The organism is Clostridium sulfidigenes, from assembly GCF_000732635.1.
Classification (GTDB): Bacteria; Bacillota; Clostridia; order Clostridiales; family Clostridiaceae; genus Clostridium_J; species Clostridium_J sulfidigenes.
This window is the reverse complement of record NZ_JPMD01000093.1, coordinates 1-675: the sequence shown is the minus strand read 5'-3', so window position 1 is coordinate 675 and position 675 is coordinate 1. Positions and strand designations below refer to the sequence as shown.

Below are 675 nucleotides of genomic sequence, written 5' to 3'. Positions count from 1 at the left end.
GGCCGAAGGTGGGATTAGTGATTGGGGTGAAGTCGTAACAAGGTAGCCGTAGGAGAACCTGCGGCTGGATCACCTCCTTTCTAGGGAGTCGACATGAAGTTAATCCTTCATGACATTGAACGAATCTTACTTTGTAAAATTTATTTTAGAAAGTTTAGATGAGTCCATCCAGCACAGCTGGAAACTGGTACTTTAACTCTGTTTAATTTTGAGAGACCATCTCTCAAAAAAACTTTATAGTAAATTCCACATGGGGGTATAGCTCAGTTGGGAGAGCACCTGCCTTGCACGCAGGGGGTCAAGAGTTCGAATCTCTTTATCTCCACCATTTGTGGGTCTATAGCTCAGCTGGTTAGAGCGCACGCCTGATAAGCGTGAGGTCGATGGTTCGAGTCCATTTAGACCCACCATTAATTTGCAATGAAGTTTGTAAATTGAATGTTCTTTGAAAATTACACAGTGAAAATATATTGTTAAACCTTTAAATTTAAAGATAAAACAATTTCGTCAAGAATTTTAATTTGAATTCTTTGTAGAATGAAAATCTAATCTTAATCGCTTAAGATTAGTAAATTAAAAATTTCAATAGAAACGAGAAAGTCAAGGAAACGACTGAACGAGGAACGGAGTTTACCAAGATAAATGAGTACCTGAGTGAGGAAGTTGAAGCAGAAT

The 675-nt window shown here is 38.2% G+C and carries 2 tRNA genes and 1 rRNA gene; all 3 read left to right on the top strand.

The features are described 5' to 3' along the window. Nucleotides 1-80 (top strand): 16S ribosomal RNA (locus tag IO99_RS18150); the annotation flags it as partial. 172 nt (nt 81-252) lie between these two features. Then, a tRNA-Ala gene (locus tag IO99_RS18145) sits at nt 253-328 on the top strand. A gap of 5 nt (nt 329-333) precedes the next feature. Further along, a tRNA-Ile gene (locus IO99_RS18140) sits at nt 334-410 on the top strand. Nucleotides 411-675: the final 265 nt, after the last annotated feature.